Genomic DNA, 19,637 nt, shown 5'->3' on the forward strand with positions numbered 1-19,637 from the left:
GAGGCTCGTGGGCACCGCTGGGCCCGAGAAGCCCGGGTGCCCGCCGGCTCACACCAGCCGGCGCGCCGTCGCCCACCGGGTCAGCTCGTGCCGGTTGGAGAGCTGGAGCTTGCGCAGTACCGCCGAGACATGGGACTCGACGGTCTTGACCGAGATGAACAGCTGCTTGGCGATCTCCTTGTAGGCGTATCCGCGGGCGATCAGACGCAGCACCTCCCGCTCTCGCTGGGTGAGGCGGTCGAGGTCCTCGTCGACCGGCGGGGCGTCGGTGGAGGCGAAGGCGTCGAGGACGAACCCGGCCAGCCGCGGGGAGAAGACCGCGTCGCCGTCCTGGACGCGGAAGACGGAGTCGACCAGGTCCGTACCGGTGATCGTCTTCGTCACATAGCCCCGCGCGCCGCCGCGGATGACACCGATCACGTCCTCCGCCGCGTCCGAGACGGACAGCGCGAGAAAGCGCACCGGCCGTTCGGCGTCGGACATCAGCGGGGCGCAGCGGCGCAGCACCTCGACCCCGCCGCCGCCCGGGAGGTGGACGTCGAGCAGGACCACCTCGGGCCGGGTCGCGGTGATGACCGTGACCGCCTGGTCGACGTCCGCGGCCTCTCCGACGACCTCGACACCGGTCTCGTCGGTACGCCCGATCTCGGCCTGGACCCCGGTACGGAACATCCGGTGGTCGTCGACGAGGACCACGCGCACATGACGCCCGGCTCCGCCGCCCGTCCCCGTCGTGCCGTTCGTCTCGGTCGGCTCGCTCATGACGTCTTCTCCGCCCTCTCCATCTCCAGTTCGACCTCCGTGCCACCGTCCGGCACCGCCCGCAGCCGGGCCGTGCCGCCGTACCGTTCCATGCGGCCGATGATCGATTCCCTGACGCCCATGCGGTCGGCGGGTATCGAGTCGAGGTCGAAACCGGGACCGCGGTCCCGGACGGACACGAAGACCGACCTCCCCTCGACCTCCGCGTAGACCTGCACGGCGCCGCCGTCGCCACCGTACTTGGCGGCGTTCACCATTGCTTCCCGCGCGGCCTGCATCTGTGCGCCGGTCCGCTCGTCGAGCGGGCAGTCGCCGACGACCACGACCTCGATGGGGACGCCGTGCTTGTCCTCGACCTCGGCGGCGTTGCGCCGCACCGCGTCGGCGAGGGTGGTCGGCTCGTCGGCCTCGTCCTTGCCGGTGCCCTCCGGCTTGTACAGCCAGGTACGCAGGTCGCGCTCCTGGGCGCGGGCGAGCCTGCGCACCTCGTTCGCGTTCTCCGCGTTGCGCTGGATCAGGGTCAGGGTGTGCAGCACCGAGTCGTGGACGTGGGCGGCGACCTCCGCGCGCTCCTGGGCGCGGATGCGCATCAGCCGCTCCTCGGAGAGGTCCTGGGTCATCCGGACCAGGTAGGGCCCGGCGAGCAGGGTGATGCCGACGAGGACCGCGAGGGCCGCCTGGAGCACCGAGCCGAGGTGGGCGGCCGATCCCTGGAGCACGAAGACGCCGGAGACACCCGCGGTGACCAGCAGGACACCGCCCACCGCGCGGAGCAGGGACAGGGTGCGCTTGCGGCGCCCGACCTCGACCCAGCGGGCCCGCCGGGCGTTGTCCGCCTGGCGCCAGACGAGGGCGACGCCCGCGCCGACCAGGACGGCCGGCACGAGGTACGCCTTGGCGCCGCTGCCCAGGTTCACACTGCTGACGAAGATCATGGCCACGGAGACCATGAGCAGCAGGGCGACGATCTGTCCCTTGTCCGGCTTGCGCGCCACGAGTCTGCGCCGACCGTCGGGCGAGGTCTCGGTGCTGACCAGGGACGGGGGTTTCTGGCCGCCCACACCGCCGACGCCGAGCGGGACGAAGAACCAGAACGCGGCGTACAGCAGGGCGCCGAGACCGTCCGCCATGAACAGGCCGACGAAGACGAGCCGCACCCAGATCACGGGCAGCCCGAGATGCCCGGCGAGCCCGCGCGCCACACCGCCGAGCCAGCGTCCGTCGCTGCTGCGGTAGAGCTTGCGCGGGGGCCGTGGTTCGGCGAGAGGCTCTGTGGCGACGTCCGGCATGCCACCGATGGTCACACGGACGGCAAGGCCGGGGCATCAGGGTGGAGCCCCGAGACTCCCCTGATCTCCGTCGGGTTCGGCGTGCGCCCCCTCGGGGCCGAAATATCAGGGTCCGGCCAGGGTCGTCCCGGCTGCCGTCACGGTGGCCCGGCCGTCACCATGGACCCATGACCGATCACCCGCGTGCCACGGACGCCGTGCCCGACGAGCCCGACGAGAACGCCTCGTCCGGCGCGCACGCCGACCCGGCCGCCGCCGGTGAGGAAGCGCGCGCGGCGGAGCGGGTGGGAGCAGGCGAGGGGACGAACGTGGCGGAGGAGGCGGTGATGGCCGGCGCGACGGGAAGGACCGGGGACCGGACGCCGGCCGACGGTGCCGGCGGAGCCGACGGCGGGACCGGCCTGGCCCACGGCAACGACGGCGAGGCCGGACAGGCCGAAGGCGGGACCGGCCGGGCCGAAGGCAACGACGGCGAGGCCGGTCGGGCCGACGGCGGGCGGTCGCCCGCCACGCCCCACGGATTCCGGCGGGACCGGCGGTACAAGACGCTCGCCGGGGTGTGCTCCGGGCTCGGGCGGCACTTCGACATGGATCCGGTGATCTTCCGGATCACGCTCGCGGTGCTCGCCGCGACCGGCGGCGTCGGCCTGATCTTCTACGGCTTCGCCTGGCTGTTCGTCCCGTACGAGGACGAGGACGAGAACGAGGTCCGCAAGCTCCTGACCGGCCGGGTCGACGGCCAGGCGCTGACCGCCGTGCTGTTCGCGCTGGTCGGCTGCGGGGTCTTCCTGTCGATGCTGAACAACGGCTCGGTGCTCGCCTTCGCCGTCGTCCTCTCCTTCCTCCTCGCGGGCGCGGGGTACTGGTCGCAGCGGCGCGGCGCCCCCGACCCCGATCCGCTGGCCGCGCAGGCCGTGGCCGACGCTCCGCCGGAGGCCCAGGCGCCACCGGTGCCCGCGGCCTACCCGTCCTGGTGGCGCGACCCGATCGTCAAGGACGGGACGCACGTCGGCGGCACGGGCTATCTGTGGGGACCCGCGGACTCGCGCCACCGTGACGTCGACGCGGCCGTCGGCACCGGCCCGGTCGGCGACGCGCGCGGCCACGACGGGACCGGCACCTGCCGGACCCGTCAGTCCGGGCCGCGCGGGCCCCGCCGGATCGGCGGCCGGATCTTCCTGCTCGCCCTGCTCGCGGGAGCCCTCGGCAGCCATCTGTCCCGGCAGGACCATCCGTTCGGCACCAGTCTCCAGATGGGTCTGGCCTGCGCGCTCGTCGTCTTCGGCGTGGGCATCGCGGTCAGCTCGCTGCTGGGCCGCACCGGGGCGGGGTCGGTGTTCCTGGCGGTGGTCACGGCCGCCCTGCTCGCGGCTTCGGCCGCGCTCCCCGCGGACGTCGACGCGCACTGGACGCACACGACCTGGCGGCCCGCCGCGGTGGCGGACGTCGCGCCGAAGTACGACCTGGGCAACGGTGTCGGGAAGCTGGACCTGTCCCGGCTGGAGCCGGCCGAGGGCACCACGGTGTCCACCGAGGCCGGCGTGGGGGTGGGCCGGCTGCTGGTGGTCGTGCCGCCGGAGGCGACGGTCCGGCTGAGCATCGACGTCGGGCTGGGGGACATCCGGTTGCCGGGCGACGACGCGAAGGACGTGGACGTGGAACCGGGCAAGCACAAGCAGGTGACCCTGCCGCCCGTCTCGGGCGGCACGCGGGCCGGCACGCTCGACCTGGATCTCCAGGTCGGCGCGGGACAGGTGGAGGTGGCTCGTGCCGCGTCATGAGTTCCAGCCGGGGAGGCTGGTCGCCGGGGTCTTCCTGGGCCTCGCGGGCGTGGTGTTCGCCGGTGACGCGGGCGGCCTCTGGCGCACCCCGTGGTTCGTGGTGATCCCGCTGGTGGTGGGCGGCCTCTGCCTGGCGGGGGCCGCCGGGATCCTGGCCAAGGGGATACGGCTGCGCCGGCGCCGGAACCGCGGACCCGACGCGGGGGCGCGGCAGAGGACGCCGGTCTGACCCCGGACTCTGCTCGGGGTGGGGCGCCGGTGACCGGGGGGAAGCGGCCGGCGCCCCGCCACCGGCTACGCGTAACTGCCGCGTCGTCGCCGTGCGCGCAGCAGGGCGTCCAGGGAGAACACCGGGGCGCCCGCGAGGATCAGGGGCAGCCAGGCCATCAGATAGGGAAGATCGTTGCCGAAGTAATAAGGGTCGGTGGACCAGCTCACGGTCAGCCAGAGACTGAGGGAGATCAGCGCGCCGCCGAGCGCGGCGAGGCGTGACAGCAGACCGAGCAGGGTGCCGAGACCGACGGCGAGTTCACCGAAGGCGATGGCGTAGCCGAAGCCGACCGGGCTCTTCAGGGCCAGGTCGACCAGGGCCGGGATGGCCGAGGAGTCGCGGACGGCACGCATCGTCTCGCCGATCGACCCCGCGCCGGAGGCCTTCATGAAGGCGCTGTCGGTGAGCTTGTCCAGCCCGGCGTAGACGAAGGTGACGCCGAGGAAGATCCGGAGGGGAAGCAGGGCGTAGCGGCTTGCGGTGTCCCGCAACGAGCCGCCGCCGTTGAGATAGGAGGAGTGCGTATCCGTACGAATGCCATGAGTCATCGCTCGTAGCCGCCTCTCGCCGCAGGACGTGGTCCCTGGACAGACCATACGTACGAAAGGGGTCCGCGGCTCACCCCCGGAGCCGCCGTTTTCCGATTTCCGCCCCCGGCGGCACACCGTGACCGGCTCGGTCCCCCCGTCCGTCCCGAGGACCGACGGCCGGCCGCCGCGTCAGTCCGTCACGTCGATCTCGTAGCGGTTGGTCTCCACGCCGGCCGCGGTGACGACCTGCACCTCCACCCGCCCCGGTTCCACGTCCGCCGGGACCGGCACGGTCAGCAGGGCGTCCGTGGGGTTGCTGAAGCCGCCGGTGACCGGGACCAGGGGCACATGGACGTGCACCGGGCCGACGCGGACGACCATCCGGGACAGCCGGTCCGCGCTCTGTGCGCCCGGCGGTACGAAGCCGGCCCCGCGGATCTCGATGTCGTCGCCCGTGCGGATGGGGGCGTCCAGGTCTCCGGCCTCCCGGGCCCGTACGACGGAGAGGATCACCGGGCGGCCGCCCTCGGCGTACTTGCCCGCCAGGTAGGTGGCCGCCGACACCAGGACCACCACGGCCAGCCCCCAGGGCAGGTCGGGCAGCTGGTCCGGACGGCGGGCCAGCCGGACCGCGCCGAACAGCAGAGCGACCGTGCTGATCACGACGTACTGGATGTCGGCGAACGTGCCGCGTCCGTCGTCGTCGGTGAGCAGGTCGGCCGCGCGGGGACGGTGCGCGCGCACCTTCTGGAGTTTCTGCCCGAGCACCCGCAGCCCGACCACCCGCCGCACCAGGACGGCGATCCCGCACACCACCGCGAGCACGGTGACCACGCCCGCTCCGCGGGCCAGTTCGAAGCCGGAGATCAGCGCGTCCCGCTCGGCGTGGTCGGAGGCGGCGGCCAGCCTGCCCACCAGGACGAGCACGGCGTAGGCCACGAACAGCACCCAGGCTGCCGCGACCGCGCGCGAGGTCGACAGGCGGTTGTCGTCGCCGATGACGGGGGCCAGGGCGCCGCCGCGCGTCCGGTGGAACCACGACGCCGCGGTCAGGGCGCCGGCCACCACCAGCGCCGCCAGCAGTCCCGCCGTGCGGGCGGTCGTCCAGCCCGCGCCGATCGCCGTCAGCGCCTGGGCCAGCAGCAGGGCGACGACCACCGCCCACGCGGTGCCGGCGGTGCGCCGCCACAGCCGGGCCAGCCAGGCCCCGCCCTCGGCCCGGCCGCGTTCGGCGACGGCCTCGGCGGACTGCGTGAGCTCCTCCGAGACCCACTGGCGGGAGGCCGAGGCCGAGTGCGCCACCGCCGCCGGCAACCCCTGCCCGGCCGCGAACCCGTCCCGTTTCAGCAGGAACGCGGCGATCGCGCGCCGATGTCCCTCGCGGGCCCCGTGCGGGCAGTCGCCGCAGGTGCAGCCGCCCGCGTGCGCGCCCGTTTCCGCGCTCTGTCCAGCCTCCTGTGCCGCCACGCCCGACGCCCCGCCTTCCCGCAACCACGACCATGACCAACCGGACCGGCGGCCGCTGCGCAGAGCCCGGACACCGCCGTCGCCCCCTCCCGGACAACTCCGGTGCGACGACAGCGAATTGTGCCCTACGGCACATGAGGCGCATTCGGCAGGTCCGGTCGGGGCGGGGCGGGCGACGACGGCCCCGGCGACCCGGCCGGGTCCGGGCGGGCGCTCAGCTCAGCAGGTCGGGTTCGCTCCGGCTGATGTCCTGCCACATCGGCTGGTAGTTGATCCATGCCACCAGGTCGCCGCCGAGCTGTTCCCGGGTGGCCGCCGCCAGCTTGTGGTCGATGAGCACCGGGCGCCCGGCCGCCTTCGCCATCAGCTGCACCTGGCAGGACCGCTCCAGCGACAGGAACCACCAGGCCGCCGCGTCCACCGAGTCGCCGACGGTCAGCAGGCCGTGGTTGCGCAGGACGAGCGCCTTGCGCGAGCCGAGCGCCTCCGCGACGCGCCGGCCCTCCTCGGCGTCGACGGCGACGCCGGTGTAGGCGTCGTACAGGGCGTGGTCTTCGTAGAAGGCGCAGCTCTCCTGGGTGATCGGGTCCAGGAGGTCGCCGAGCGCCGACAGGGCGCGGCCGTGCACCGAGTGGCAGTGGGCGACGGCGACGACGTCGGGTCGGGCCGCGTGGACCCGGGAGTGCACGGTGAACGCCGCCTGGTTCACGTGATAACGGCCCTCGATCACCTGCCCGTCCTGGTTGACCAGCACCAGATCGCTGACCGTGACGTGCTTGAACGGCATGCCGAACGGGTTGACCCAGAAGCAGTCGCTGAACTCGGGGTCGCGCGCGGTGATGTGCCCCGAGACGCCGTCCTCGAAGCCGAGCCGCCCGAACACCCGCAGCGCGCCGGCCAGCCGCTCCTTGCGATGCCTGCGCTCGTCCTCGGGCGCGTCGTGCATTGGCGGCATCGCGAACCGCAACTGGTCGGTGGGCAGGGGCGGGGGCGGGGTCCCGTGCATAGGTCCTCCAGCACTGACGTTTCTTACCGGGCGGAAGTTACCGTCGGTCAGCGCAGGAGAACAGGGATGTTTTGCAAAGATGACGCGCGCCACAGAAATTCACGGGCCCCGGAAATCCACGCGCCACCTATATCCGACAGCGGATGTCCGGTATAGGCCCAAGACTGGTCCGTATGACCTGGGCAGACTTCTCCGCGGCCGAACCCGAACTCGCCTCAACCGTCGAAGCACGGTTCGGCGCCTTCACCCATCACGTCCTGGCGACCCTGCGCCGGGACGGCTCTCCGCGCACCAGCGGCCTGGAGGTGCGCTTCCTGGCCGGCGAGCTGTGGTTCGGCATGATGCCGGACTCGCTCAAGGCGCTCGACCTGCGCCGCGACCCGCGCTTCACGCTCCAGGCGAACCCCGGGGACGGCACCGGGATGGGCGGCGGGGACGTGCGGATCGGCGGACGGGCGTTCGAGGTGGACGACCCGGTGACGAAGGGCGCGTACGTGAAAGAGGTGGAACCGCCGCAGCCGTTCCACCTCTTCCGCACCGAGCTGACGGAGGTCGTACGGACCTTCGTCGAGGACGACACCTATCTGGTCGTCCAGGTCTGGCGGCCCGGAGCGCCGGCGCGGACGCTCAAGCGGACCTGACGTTCACCCGCGGGAGGACTACTCCCACTCGATGGTGCCCGGGGGCTTCGAGGTCACGTCGACGACGACGCGGTTGACGTCGCGGACCTCGTTGGTGATCCGGGTGGAGATCTTGGCGAGGACCTCGTACGGCAGTCGGGACCAGTCGGCGGTCATCGCGTCCTCGGAGGACACCGGGCGCAGCACGATCGGGTGGCCGTAGGTGCGGCCGTCGCCCTGGACGCCGACGCTGCGGACGTCCGCGAGCAGGACCACCGGGCACTGCCAGATCTCGCGGTCGAGGCCGGCCGCCGTCAGCTCCTCGCGGGCGATGGCGTCGGCGTCGCGGAGCAGGTCGAGCCGGTCCTTGGTGACCTCGCCGACGATCCGGATGCCGAGGCCGGGACCGGGGAACGGCTGGCGCTGGACGATCTCCTCCGGGAGCCCGAGCTCCTGGCCGACCATCCGCACCTCGTCCTTGAACAGCTTGCGCAGCGGCTCGACGAGCTGGAACTCCAGGTCCTCGGGGAGGCCGCCGACGTTGTGGTGGGACTTGATGTTGGCCGTGCCTGTGCCGCCGCCGGACTCGACGACGTCCGGGTACAGGGTGCCCTGGACCAGGAAGGCCACCTCGGGACCCTCGTCCGCGATGATCTCCGCCTGGGCCTGCTCGAACACGCGGATGAACTCGCGGCCGATGATCTTCCGCTTCTCCTCGGGGTCGCTGACCCCCTTGAGCGCGGTGAGGAAGCGCTCCTCGGCGTCGACGACGACCAGCTTGACGCCGGTCGCGGCCACGAAGTCCTTCTCGACCTGCTCGGTCTCGCCCTTGCGCATCAGGCCGTGGTCGACGTAGACGCAGGTCAGCTGCTCACCGATGGCACGCGCGACGAGGGCCGCGGCGACCGCGGAGTCCACACCGCCGGACAGGCCGCAGATGGCGCGCTTGTCGCCGACCTGCTCGCGGATGAGGGCGACCTGCTCCTCGATCACGTTGCCCGTGGTCCAGGACGGGGCGAGGCCCGCGCCGCGGTAGAGGAAGTGCTCCAGCACGAGCTGGCCGTGCGTGGAGTGCATGACCTCGGGGTGGTACTGGACGCCGTAGAGCTTCTTCTCGTCGTTCTCGAACGCGGCGACCGGGACGACGTCCGTGGAGGCCGTGACGGTGAAGCCCTCGGGGGCGGCGGAGCAGGCGTCGCCGTGCGACATCCACACGTGCTGCTCGTCCGGGGTGCCCTCGAAGAGGGTGGAGCCCGACTTGGAGACGTGCAGGTCGGTGCGGCCGTACTCACGGGCGCCGGTGTTGTCGACGGTGCCGCCGAGGACCTGGGCCATCAGCTGGAAGCCGTAGCACATGCCGAAGACGGGGACGCCGGCCTCGAACAGCTCGCGGTCGAGGCGGGGGGCGCCCTCCTCGTACACGGACGAGGGGCCACCGGAGAGGATGATCGCCGCCGGGTTCTTCGCGAGCATCTCCGCGACCGGCATGGTGCTCGGCACGATCTCGCTGTAGACCCGCGCCTCGCGGACTCGACGGGCGATGAGCTGGGCGTACTGCGCGCCGAAGTCGACGACCAGAACGGTGTCGGGAGCGGCGGCGGCGGGACTCGCTGATGACACGGGTTGCCTTCCGGCGGCTGGGCAAGGGGTCTGTAACAACGATTCTACCGGGGTGGCCGCGGACGACCGCCCGTGCCGGTGACGGACCCGACGTGGACGCGGGCTCGTGACGGTGACCGACCCGACGTGGACGCGCGCCGTCGCCGCGTGCATACTGGCCGCATGCTCACGCAGACGACCTTCCTGTTTACCTATGGCAACCGGCCCACCGGCTGCCATGGTCGTGCTGCTTGAGCAACTGACAAGCGACTTCCCAGGCGCCCCGGGCCGACAAGGCCCGGGGCGCCTGCCGTTTTCCGGGTCCTGCCGCTCCGGGGCACCTCACCGCAACCGACCCGATGAGGAGCCCCACCATGGCCGACGTACTCGACAGGACCGGCGCCCGCACCGACGAGGCAGCCGATGTGATCACCGGTGCCCGTGAGCGCATCGACGCCCTCGACGACCGGATCATCGGTCTCGTCCAGGAACGGATGGCCGTCTCGTCCGTCATCCAGGAGGCCCGGATCGCGTCGGGCGGCCGCCGCGTGAACCTCGCCCGCGAGATGGAGGTGCTGAGCCACTACCGGGAGGCGCTGGGCAAGCCCGGTACCTCCGTCGCGATGCTGCTCCTGGAGCTGTGCCGGGGTCGCATCTGAGTTCGGTCCCGCTCTCACCCGTACGGCGCGTGACCGCCGCGAGCGCCGCTTCGTTGGTCAGGGTGTCCGTGTCAGCCAGGGGCGGGCCCGAAGGACCACGCGTGGCTCGCCGGAGCGATGAGGCGTACGGATCGTGCCGTGCGCCGTGGGACCTCGCTCCGGGGAAGTGGCCGGACGGCAGGGGACAGCAGCCCGGCCACCCAAGAGAACGGTCGGCTCCGGGGACGCTCGGGGCCGACCGGCGGGAAACTGCAAAAATGCACAATGCTGGGTCAAACGGTTGCGGAGGCCGCGTCCATCCAGCACGATTCGTAGAAGGCCCCACATCCCGCCGTACACAACCGCATGGCATTGCGCTGCCCGACCGTCAAAGGTCGAGACCACTCGTGCGCCACCCCCGCGCCCTCCGCGCGCCGGGGCGCCGACCCGGGGCGGGCCAAGGGCAGCTCAGGACCAGCGGCGCAACCCCCCGGCGCCGCTCCAAGGCACCGGCGCTGCCCTGACGTCGGTGCTGACGGAAGAAGGGCCCCGCGGCTCCGTCCCGCGGGGCCCTTCGCCATGCCCGCGTATGCCGCACAGGCCGAACGGTCGGCGGCCGAAACAGAACGGTCAGATCACAGCTGTAAAGACACTGTGAACGACGTACAACCATTCATCGGCGCCGGTGATCAAACCATGCGACTCACAGGCCACCCGCGTACCTGCGCGGAAGCCTCCCACCACCGTGTCCCGCGGCCACGATGTCGCAGCTCACCGGACTTACCGAGGTCTTCATGAAGATTCGCCGAGCTCTGGCCACCGCGGCAGCGACCGCGGTCATAGCGCCGCTCGCGCTGCTCTCGGCACCCGTAGCGTTCGCCGACGACGAGCCCGCCACGCCCCCGACCTCCGCCAGCGCCCCCGCGGACGGCCAGCCGTCCGACACCGACCCGGACACCACCTCCACGGCAACGGCGACGACCACGGAGACGACCACGGAGACGAGCGGCACCGGCGCGGAGAACGGCGCGGGCACGGGCACGGGCACGGGCTCCGAGGCCGGTACCGGTACCGAGCCGGGAACCGGCACCGACAAGACGCCCGACTCCGGCTCGACCACCGACACCAAGGGCTCCACCCCGAGCGGCGGCTCGACCGAGTCGGCCGAGCCCACCGCCGAGCCCGACGCCTGCCCGGTCGACGAGGACGGCGTGGACGCCGACTCCCAGCTCACCCTGGGCGTGTCCGGCCTGCCCGGCAAGATCGTCGCGGGCAGCGGCTGGCACAAGTTCAAGCTGGTCGCCGCCAACCACAGCGACAAGCCCCTCGGCACGGTGCAGTGGCTCGCGTTCATCGACAACGAGTCGATGAGCGACGACGAGAGCGACTGGCTGAGCGACTACGCCAAGATCGAGTACTACGACCCGCAGACGAAGGTCTGGGAGTCGATCGCCGACGAGATCGGCGACGGCATGTACTTCGGCGAGACGGATCTCGGCCCCAAGCAGACCGTCGACATCAAGCTGCGGGTGAACATCACCGCCAAGGCACCGGCCGGCGACAGCTTCACCCTGGGCATGGGCGGCTACCTCGACTCCGAGAAGAACTGCGTGCACACCGCCTTCTCGGTCTACGAGTTCTCCGTGCTCAAGCCCGGCAGCAGCAACGAGAACCCGGGCCAGGCCAAGCCGGGCAAGGACACGAAGCCCCCGGCCGGCGGCAAGCAGCCGCAGGGCGGCGCCGCCGAGATCCCGGCCACGGGCACGCTCGCCTCGACCGGCTCCAGCTCCGCCCTGCCGACGATCGGCCTGGTCGGCGGTGTCGCCGTCGTGGCCGGCGCGGGTGCGCTGTTCATGGTGCGCCGCCGCAAGGCCGACGCACAGGCGTGAGACACGCCGAACGAGACGTACGGCAGGACCGGGTGACGCCTCGGGCGTGACCGCGGGATGCCGGCAGCGGAGAGGGACCTGGGCTCGGAGGGGGGCTCGGGTCCCTTTCCGTCTCCGGTCGTCACTCCGTCGCCGGCCGCTCCTCCGCCTCCGGCTGCTGCTCCTGCGTCTTCTGCTGCTGCTCCGCCGCCTCCGGCTTCGGGGGCTCCGCCGGCTTCGGGGGCATCGCGGGCATCCTCAGGAACGGCAGCCGCAGCGCGCCGAACGCCCCCACCGGGACCACCGGCGTCTTCGGCTCGACCGCACGCAGACGTTCGTACGCCGCTCCCTGTGCGGGGCGCGGGTCCGCGTCGCCCTTGTTCGGCCAGTACGACATCGCCCGCTCGGCCTGCGCGGTGATCGTCAGGGACGGGTTCACCCCCAGGTTCGCCGAAACCGCGGCGCCGTCCACGACCGAGATGCCGGGGTGGCCGTAGAGCCGGTGGTAGGGGTCGATGACGCCGGTCTCGCGCGAGCCGCCGATGGGACAGCCGCCGAGGAAGTGGGCGGTGAGCGGGGTGCCCATCAGCTCGCCGACGTTGGAGCCCGGGAAGCCGTTGATCTCCTCGGCCAGCGCGGAGGCGGCCTCCGAAGCGGCCCTGATCTGCTTGGGGTTGGGCGCGCCGTGGCCCTGCCGGGCGGTGAGCAGGCCCTTGCCGACGCCGTCCGGCTTCAGGTACGTCGTCAGGGAGTTGTCCAGCGACTGCATCACCAGGCCGATGATGGTCCGCTCCGACCAGCGCCGGTTGGACAGCGAGCGCAGTACGAGCAGCGGGTGCCGGGCGGCGTTCGCCAGCCAGGCCGCGACGCGTGAACCGCCCTCGGTGAAGGGCACCTGGAGGATGGACAGGCCGCCCATCGAGTTCGAGCCCTTGCCGTAGCGGACCGGTTCGATGTGGGTGCTCTCGTCGGGGTGGACGGACGAGGTGATGGCGACGCCCTTGGTGAAGTCGGCCCGCGCCGTGCCCGTGGCCTTGCGGTAGCGTCGGAAGTCGGTCTGCGCGCCCACCAGTGCCTCGGAGTTGGTGCGGGTGAGCTCGCCGAGCCGGTCGGAGAGGTACGGCAGCTGCCCGTTCGCCTTCATGCGGTGCAGCAGGGTCTGGGTGCCGTAGGTGCCGGCCGCGATGACGACGCGGCGCGCGGTGAAGGTCCGCCCCCGGCCCTTCTTCCGGTCGTCGGTGGGCAGGGTGGCCACCGCGTAGCCGCCGCGCGAGTCGTCGGTGACGGACACGACCGTGGTCAGCGGGTGCACGGCCGCGCCGGCCTTCTCGGCCAGGTACAGGTAGTTCTCGTTGAGGGTGTTCTTGGCGCCGTGGCGGCAGCCGGTCATGCACTCGCCGCACTCGGTGCACGCCTTGCGGTCCGGGCCCGCCCCGCCGAAGTAGGGGTCGGCGACCGCCTCGCCGGGCCGGGCCTTGGCCGCGCCGTCGGAGTCCTCTCCGTCGCCGAAGAACACGCCGACCGGCGCCATGTGGAAGGTGTCGCCGACGCCCATGCGCTGCGCCGCCGCCTTCAGGTGCACGTCCGACGGGGTCATCGTCGGGTTGAGCCGCACGCCGAGCATGCGCCGCGCCTGGTCGTAGTACGGCTCCAGCTCCTGCTGCCAGTCGGTGATGCCGCGCCACTGCGGGTCGTCGAAGAACGCCTTCGGGGGCACGTAGAGGGTGTTGGCGTAGTTGAGGGAGCCGCCGCCCACGCCCGCCCCCGCGAGGACCATGACGTCGCCGAGCAGATGGATGCGCTGGATGCCGTACATGCCGAGCCTGGGGGCCCAGAGGTAGTTCTTCAGGTCCCAGGAGTTCCTGGGCAGGGTGTCGCGGGTGAAGCGGCGCCCGGCCTCCAGGACCCCGACCCGGTAGCCCTTCTCGGTCAGGCGCAGGGCGGTGACGGAGCCGCCGAAGCCCGAGCCCACGACCACCACGTCGTAGTCGTACCGGTCGTCCTCCCCCTGGGCCTGGGCCGGGGTCTCGGACTGGGCCTGGACGGAGTTCTCCTGCGACACGTGCTCTCCTCGTCGAGAACGGGGTGCGGGCGGGCTGACCTTTCGGGGGCTCGCGGGGCCTGTCGCCGGACAGGCCCCGGACCAGGCCTAGCGGAAGCGGAAGGCCTTCATCACCTTCAGGCTCCGGCTCATGAACTCCGCGTACTTCTCGTCGCTCATCCCGAGCGCGGGCGCCATCGGCAGCAGTCGCTGCTGGGCGACCGTCTGGGCCTCGGTGTACTTGAGGATGCCCTCGGAGCCGTGGCGGCGGCCGAGGCCGGAGTCCTTCATGCCGCCCATGGGCGACTGGACGCTGCCGTAGGCGGGGGCGTACCCCTCGTTCACGTTGACCGTGCCGGTGCGCAGGCGGGCGGCGACCGCCCGGCCGCGCCTGCCGTCCTTCGTCCAGACCGACGAGTTCAGACCGTACGACGTGGAGTTGGCGTGCTCGACCGCCTCGTCGTCGGAGGCGAAGCGGTAGATCGACACGACCGGGCCGAAGGTCTCCTCGGTGCACACCGACATCGGGGCCTCGACGCCGTCGAGGATGGTCGGCTCGAAGAAGTAGGGGCCGATGTCCGGGCGGGCGACCCCGCCCGCGACGACCTTGGCGCCCTTGGCGACGGCCTCCTCCACATGCCGCTTCACGGTCTCCAGCTGGCGTTCGCCGACCAGGGAGCCCATGTCGGCGCCGTAGGCGAGGGAGGTGCCCAGGCGCATGGCCCGGGTGCGGGCGGCGAAGCGCTCCAGGAAGGCGTCCGCGATCGACTCGTGGACGTACAGCCGCTCGATGGAGATGCAGAGCTGGCCCGCGGAGGAGAAACAGGCGCGGACGGCGCCCGCGGCCGCCTTCTCGATGTCGGCGTCCGCCAGCACCAGCATGGCGTTCTTGCCGCCGAGTTCGAGGGACACGCCCACCAGCCGGGCGGCGGCGCCCTGGGCGACCTCGCGGCCGGTGCGGGTGGAGCCGGTGAAGGAGACGTAGTCGGCGTGCTTGACGACCTCGGGGCCGACCACCGGTCCGTCGCCGAGGACGACCTGGAAGACGTCGGCGGGCAGCCCGGCCTCGATGAGCAGGTCCCGGGCCCACAGCGCGGTCAGGCAGGTCTCGGTGTCCGGCTTCATCACGACCGCGTTGCCCGCGACGAAGGCCGGCAGGGCGTCGCCGACGGACAGTTCGAGCGGGTAGTTCCAGGGCGCGATCTGGCCGACGACACCGCGTGGGTGGCGCAGCTCGGTGACCCTGGTGAGGGTGGGCATGGCGCCCGCGTGCCGCTTGGGCCGCAGATAGGAGGGCGCCTTGCGGCCGTAGTGACGGGCGGCGACGGCGACGGCCTGCACCTCCTCGTGGGCGTGCAGCCGGGCCTTGCCGGTCTCCAGCTGGATCAGGTCCAGCACCTCGGCCTGGCGGGCGAGGACGAGGTCGTGGAAGCGGAGCAGGACGGCGGCCCGCTGCCGTACGGGGGTCCGCTCCCAGACGGCCTGGGCGGCGCGCGCCGCCTCGAAGGCCCGGCGGACGTCCTCGGGCGTGGACTCGGGCAGATCGGCCAGCTTCTCGCCGGTGAACGGCGTGTGGTTGGCGGTCCGGCCCGAGCCGGCCACGCCCTTGGTGAGCTGGGCGACCAGCTCGGGGGTGACCACGTCGGCGGCGGTACGGGCGCCCGCCGGAGCGGGGGCGAGGGGGTTGGTGCCGGTCTGTCCGGGGGTGCCCGTGCCGGTCTTCTCCGGGGCCTGCGAGTCCGTCATGAGCCGCAGCGTATGCCGGTGCGGAGGCTTTGGGTACCCGTCGGTAATCGGGATTCACCGTGTACGCACATGTCGCCAGTGGTCACTGGCAACAAAGGCGCTGATCAGGGCGTGTCCCTGTCGATCTCCAGCCGTTCGAGAACGTTCGGGTCGATCTCCAGCCGTTCGAGAACGTTCCGGGGATCCGTCCGGGGACCGGAGTCGCGGCCTGCGCTTCTCAGGTCCGTACGAACGTGTCGACGGCGACGTCGAAGTACTCCCGGGCCTCCCGCACCTTCCCCACCGGCGCGGACACCCACACGTCGTACATCTGCCCGTTCTCCTCCCAGCACAGGTCGAAGGTGTGCCGGGGTCCCTCGGCGGTGCTGAAGCCCTGCCAGCTGAACTCCCAGAGGGCGGCGGGCCGTCCGTTCCGGGCGGTCTCGACGACCCGGCCGTCGTGGTAGCCGGGGTTGGTGTCCGGGCCCTCGGCGGCGGCGCTCCGCATCACCGCGAGCGGGCCGCCCGGCTTGGTGTCGGCCACCTTGACGCCGAGCCGGAAGACCTCCCCCGGTGACATGTAGAAGATCCGCTCGCCCTGGGGCCTGCGGGTGAAGTCGTCCGGCACCGCGAGCGAGAAGCCGCCCGGGTCGTCGGCGATCCGGTAGCCGGAAGGGGCGGTGGGGCGGTTCTGGGACGCGGGGGCGGGCGAGTGCGTCACGGCCGCGGTGTCCGTCCCGGAGGCGGAGGTGGCGGCCGGTGAGCCGGTGGAGCCCGTGGAGCCGTGCGACGGCGGGACCGGCGGCGAGCTGACGGAGCCGTGCGAGGGCGAGGAGACCGGCGTGCCGCTCCCGTCGCCACCCCCGTGCATCAGCAGGGCCGCCGCGGACACGCCCGCCCCCGCCATCGCGGCGACCAGCAGCGCGGCCACCAGCACCCCGCGCGTGGAGGGGGCCGGGTCGGCCGGGCCGGGCTCCGCCCGGCTGTGCGGCTCCGCCCCGCTCTGCGACTCGGGTCGGCTCCGTGGCTCGGGGCGCGTCGGCGTGTGGCCGGAGGACGCCGGTTTCGGCGTACGGCCGGTCTCCAGGAAGGCCCGCAGCATCCGCTCGGCCTCCGCCGCCTCCAGCCGCCGTTCCGGATCGCGTTCGAGCAGGCCCCGTACGACCGGCAGCAGTGGCTCGGCCTGCTCGGGCGTACGGATGTCGGCGGAGACCACGGCGTGCAGGATGCCGCCCAGGGAGTCGCGCCGGAAGGGCGACGCGCCGCTGAGGGCCGTGCACAGCAGCGCCCCCAGCGACCACAGGTCGGAGGCCGGTCCGGTACCGGCGCCGGACATCCGCTCGGGCGCGGTGTACTCGGGCGAGCCGACGAAGGCGCCGGTGTCGGTGATCGTGGTGGCACCCGCGACCTGGGCGATGCCGAAGTCGGTGAGGACGACCCGGCCGTCCTCGGCGACCAGGACGTTCGCCGGCTTGATGTCGCGGTGCAGGACACCCGCGGCGTGTGCCGCGCGCAGCGCGCTCAGCAGGGCGATGCCGATCCGGGCGGCCTCGCCGACGTCGACCGGGCCGCGCCGGGCGATCCGGTCGGCCAGCGAGCCGCCGTCGATCAACTCCATCACGATGTACGGGCGTTCGTCCTGCTCGACGACGTCGTGCACGACGATGACGTGCGGGTGGCGCAGCTGGGCGACCGCTCGGGCCTCGCGCAGCGTACGGTCGTGCTGCCTGCGGGTCTCCTCCGGGGAGAGCGTCTCGTCGAAGGCGACCTCCTTCACCGCCACCTGCCGGCCCAGCAGTTGATCGGTGGCACGCCAGACGACGCCCATGCCGCCGCGCCCCAGCCGCGCCTCCAGCCGGTACCGGTCCGCGATCACGCGGGAGTCGTCCCCCTCGGTCCCCATGAGTCCCATCATGCCGCACCGGACGCCCGCCCTCCGGGCCGCCCACCGGCCAAATCCACCCACTCGGGGCCGATTCACGACCCGTCGGATCCGTCACGACGAGCAGGCGACGAACGGCTGTTCACACCCGACCGGAACGGCCGACCGAAGCGACCGAAGCGACCGAAGCGACCGAAGCGACCGAAGCGACCGAAGCGACCGACCGGAACGACCGGCTGGAACGGCCGACCGCACGGCCCACCGGAACGAGCGGCCGGACACGGCCCGGCGGACCCGGCCGGCCGGTCAGGACGTCTCGGGCTGCCAGCTCTGGAGCAGCTTCTTGAACTGCTCCTGCGTGGTGGGCCAGTCCTCGGCGGGTGAGGACATGTAGAGCGCGTACTCCACGCCGTTGCGGCCGATGTACACCTCGTCGATCGCGTGCCGCGGACCGGGGAACTTCGTGTCCTTGGCCAGCGCCGTCCACGTGTACTCCCACAGCGAGGCCCGGCGGTCGCGGTAGGTGTTCGCCCCCAGTTGCAGCTTCTTGTAGTCGACCAGCCGGGTGAGCTGCTGGTCGAGGTCGAGCTGGTGCTGGTAGGGATCGGCGAAGTCCGGGGACTTGTCGAGGGCGATCCGTACGAAGTGCTCGCCGCCGTCGGGCGAGTAGTCGATCTGCGTGAGGTCGCCGTCGTCGCTGAAGACCGACCGCTTCCAGCCCTTGGGCAGGGCGATGCTGAAGCCCAGCGGGTCGGGGACGGTCTCCCAGTTGTCGGGGGCCGTCGCCGGGTCGGTGTCCGACGTGTCCGACGTGTCCGACGGGCTCGACGTCGGGTCCGGCGACTGGCTGGAGGAGGCGTCGTCCTGCCGGCGACGGCTCTTGTCCCACTGGTGCAGCCCCACCGCCGTGGCTCCGCCGACCAGGGCGGCGAGCACGACCACCAGGACGAGCGAGCGCAGCCGGCGCCTGCCGGGGCGTGCGGACGGCGCGGCCCCGGCCGGGACCGCGCCCGGCGGCCCCATCGACGTCGGCCCCACGACCGTCGCACCGGTCCCGGGCTGCGTGGTCGGCGCCCCGTACGCGGGCCCGTACGCCGTCGCGCCGGTCCCCGGCTCCCGCAGCCCGGGAGCGGCGGGCCCGCCGTGCTGCGTCGGCACGAACGCCTGCGCGGCGCTCGGCCGCCGTCCCTCCGCCGCCTCGGCGAGCATCTGCTCGGCCTGTGCCGCGTCCGGACGGGCGGCGGGGTCCTTGCGCAGCAGGGCGCTGATCACGGGCTCCAGCGGACCGGCGTGCTGCGGTCCTGCGACCTCCTCCTCGACGACCGCCTGCATGGTGGTCAGCGGTGAGGTGCGGCGGAACGGCGAGCGGCCCTCCACCGCCGTGTACAGCGTCGCTCCGAGCGCCCACAGGTCGGAGGAGGGACCGGGGTCGTGGCCGCGGACGCGCTCGGGCGCCAGGTAGTCGACGGAGCCCACGACCTCGCCGGTGCGGGTGATGGTGCTGTCGCCCTCGATCTGGGCGATGCCGAAGTCGGTGAGCAGGACGCGGCCGTCGTCGCCGAGCAGCACGTTGCCGGGCTTGACGTCCCGGTGCAGGACGCCCGCGGTGTGCGCGGCGGTCAGGGCTCGCAGCACCCACAAGCCGATCCGTGCGGCCTCGGCGGCCTCGACGCGCCCCTGCTCCTTGACCTCGTCGGCCAGCGAGCGGCCCTCGACCAGCTCCATCACGATCCATGGCCGGCCGTCGTGTTCGAGGACGTCGTGGACGGTGACGACGGCCGAGTGGTTGATCCGCGCGGCGGCCCGCGCCTCCGCACGGGTGCGCGCGAGCAGCACGCCCCGGTCCCCCTCGGAGACGTACAGCGCCGCGGTCAACTCCTTGATCGCGACGGTCCGGTGCAGCAACTCGTCGTGCGCTCGCCATACGCGGCCCATGCCGCCGCTGCCGATCGGGTCGGCAAGCCGGTAGCGACCCGCGAGGAGCAGGCCCTGCATCTGATTCACGTTGCCCCGCAATGCTCTTGACAGGCTCAGACTAAGGACCGGTCCGCGTCCAGGGAACACGCAGAGCGCCAAGGACACCGCACTGTGACGGTTGTCGCTTCTGGCCCACCGCGGGAACCGCGGCCGCACGGTCCGCGAAGCGGCGCGGCGCGCC

Annotated in this window: 15 protein-coding genes; 5 read left to right on the plus strand and 10 right to left on the minus strand. The window is 72.5% G+C overall.

Annotation, left to right across the window (positions count from 1 at the left end; genetic code table 11):
• Positions 1-48: 48 nt before the first annotated feature.
• On the minus strand, positions 49-762 hold the full coding sequence (locus tag ACWC24_RS11575; RefSeq protein ID WP_450662623.1) for a LuxR C-terminal-related transcriptional regulator: 714 nt from the start codon (positions 760-762) through the stop codon (positions 49-51).
• A complete protein-coding gene (locus tag ACWC24_RS11580) occupies positions 759-2,051 on the minus strand; it encodes an ATP-binding protein (protein ID WP_450662624.1) in 1,293 nt (430 codons plus the stop codon). Before ACWC24_RS11580 ends, ACWC24_RS11575 begins: the two co-directional genes overlap by 4 nt.
• Before the next feature lie 167 nt (positions 2,052-2,218).
• Here ACWC24_RS11580 and ACWC24_RS11585 point away from each other — a divergent pair, with 167 nt between their 5' ends.
• Both ACWC24_RS11585 and ACWC24_RS11590 read left to right on the plus strand, forming a co-directional pair.
• Positions 2,219-3,832 carry a PspC domain-containing protein gene (locus ACWC24_RS11585; protein ID WP_450662625.1) on the plus strand — a complete coding sequence of 538 codons (1,614 nt, stop codon included), beginning with the start codon at positions 2,219-2,221 and terminating at the stop codon, positions 3,830-3,832.
• Positions 3,819-4,061 (plus strand): hypothetical protein, encoded by a 243-nt coding sequence (locus ACWC24_RS11590; RefSeq protein ID WP_450662626.1) that lies wholly within the window; start codon positions 3,819-3,821, stop codon positions 4,059-4,061. Before ACWC24_RS11585 ends, ACWC24_RS11590 begins: the two co-directional genes overlap by 14 nt.
• 65 nt (positions 4,062-4,126) lie before the next feature.
• Here the strand turns inward: ACWC24_RS11590 and ACWC24_RS11595 are convergent, their stop codons facing one another.
• From ACWC24_RS11595 to ACWC24_RS11605, 3 genes are all read right to left on the minus strand, one after another.
• Positions 4,127-4,651 carry a TQO small subunit DoxD gene (locus tag ACWC24_RS11595; RefSeq protein ID WP_450662627.1) on the minus strand — a complete coding sequence of 175 codons (525 nt, stop codon included), beginning with the start codon at positions 4,649-4,651 and terminating at the stop codon, positions 4,127-4,129.
• 171 nt (positions 4,652-4,822) lie between these two features.
• Positions 4,823-6,100, minus strand: a complete 1,278-nt coding sequence (locus ACWC24_RS11600) for a hypothetical protein (RefSeq protein WP_450662628.1) — start codon at positions 6,098-6,100, stop codon at positions 4,823-4,825.
• 214 nt (positions 6,101-6,314) lie between these two features.
• The gene (locus ACWC24_RS11605; protein WP_450662629.1) at positions 6,315-7,106 is read right to left on the minus strand and encodes a class II aldolase/adducin family protein; all 792 of its coding nucleotides are present in this window, start codon (positions 7,104-7,106) and stop codon (positions 6,315-6,317) included.
• Between the two features lie 173 nt (positions 7,107-7,279).
• Between ACWC24_RS11605 and ACWC24_RS11610 the strand changes: the two genes are divergently transcribed.
• Positions 7,280-7,747: a pyridoxamine 5'-phosphate oxidase family protein gene (locus tag ACWC24_RS11610; protein ID WP_450662630.1), complete on the plus strand. Its 468-nt coding sequence runs from the start codon at positions 7,280-7,282 to the stop codon at positions 7,745-7,747.
• An 18-nt stretch (positions 7,748-7,765) separates the two neighbouring features.
• Here the strand turns inward: ACWC24_RS11610 and guaA are convergent, their stop codons facing one another.
• Entirely contained in the window at positions 7,766-9,346 is a 1,581-nt protein-coding gene (gene guaA, locus ACWC24_RS11615; protein WP_450662631.1) for a glutamine-hydrolyzing GMP synthase, read from the minus strand.
• 338 nt (positions 9,347-9,684) lie between these two features.
• Between guaA and ACWC24_RS11620 the strand changes: the two genes are divergently transcribed.
• Together ACWC24_RS11620 and ACWC24_RS11625 are read left to right on the plus strand one after the other, a co-directional pair.
• Positions 9,685-9,984 (plus strand): chorismate mutase, encoded by a 300-nt coding sequence (locus ACWC24_RS11620; protein ID WP_450662632.1) that lies wholly within the window; start codon positions 9,685-9,687, stop codon positions 9,982-9,984.
• A 773-nt stretch (positions 9,985-10,757) separates the two neighbouring features.
• On the plus strand, positions 10,758-11,852 hold the full coding sequence (locus ACWC24_RS11625; RefSeq protein WP_450662633.1) for an LPXTG cell wall anchor domain-containing protein: 1,095 nt from the start codon (positions 10,758-10,760) through the stop codon (positions 11,850-11,852).
• Between the two features lie 121 nt (positions 11,853-11,973).
• Here the strand turns inward: ACWC24_RS11625 and ACWC24_RS11630 are convergent, their stop codons facing one another.
• The 4 genes from ACWC24_RS11630 to ACWC24_RS11645 all read right to left on the minus strand — a co-directional run bounded on the left by ACWC24_RS11630 (position 11,974) and on the right by ACWC24_RS11645 (position 19,474).
• Positions 11,974-13,893 carry a GMC family oxidoreductase N-terminal domain-containing protein gene (locus ACWC24_RS11630; RefSeq protein ID WP_450662634.1) on the minus strand — a complete coding sequence of 640 codons (1,920 nt, stop codon included), beginning with the start codon at positions 13,891-13,893 and terminating at the stop codon, positions 11,974-11,976.
• Between the two features lie 87 nt (positions 13,894-13,980).
• Positions 13,981-15,618: a succinic semialdehyde dehydrogenase gene (locus ACWC24_RS11635; RefSeq protein WP_450662635.1), complete on the minus strand. Its 1,638-nt coding sequence runs from the start codon at positions 15,616-15,618 to the stop codon at positions 13,981-13,983.
• A gap of 217 nt (positions 15,619-15,835) precedes the next feature.
• On the minus strand, positions 15,836-17,500 hold the full coding sequence (locus ACWC24_RS11640) for a serine/threonine-protein kinase (RefSeq protein WP_450662636.1): 1,665 nt from the start codon (positions 17,498-17,500) through the stop codon (positions 15,836-15,838).
• Positions 17,501-17,785: 285 nt separating this feature from the next.
• Entirely contained in the window at positions 17,786-19,474 is a 1,689-nt protein-coding gene (locus tag ACWC24_RS11645; protein ID WP_450662637.1) for a protein kinase domain-containing protein, read from the minus strand.
• Positions 19,475-19,637: the final 163 nt, after the last annotated feature.

The sequence above is a fragment of the Streptomyces sp. NPDC001443 genome, from assembly GCF_053597355.1.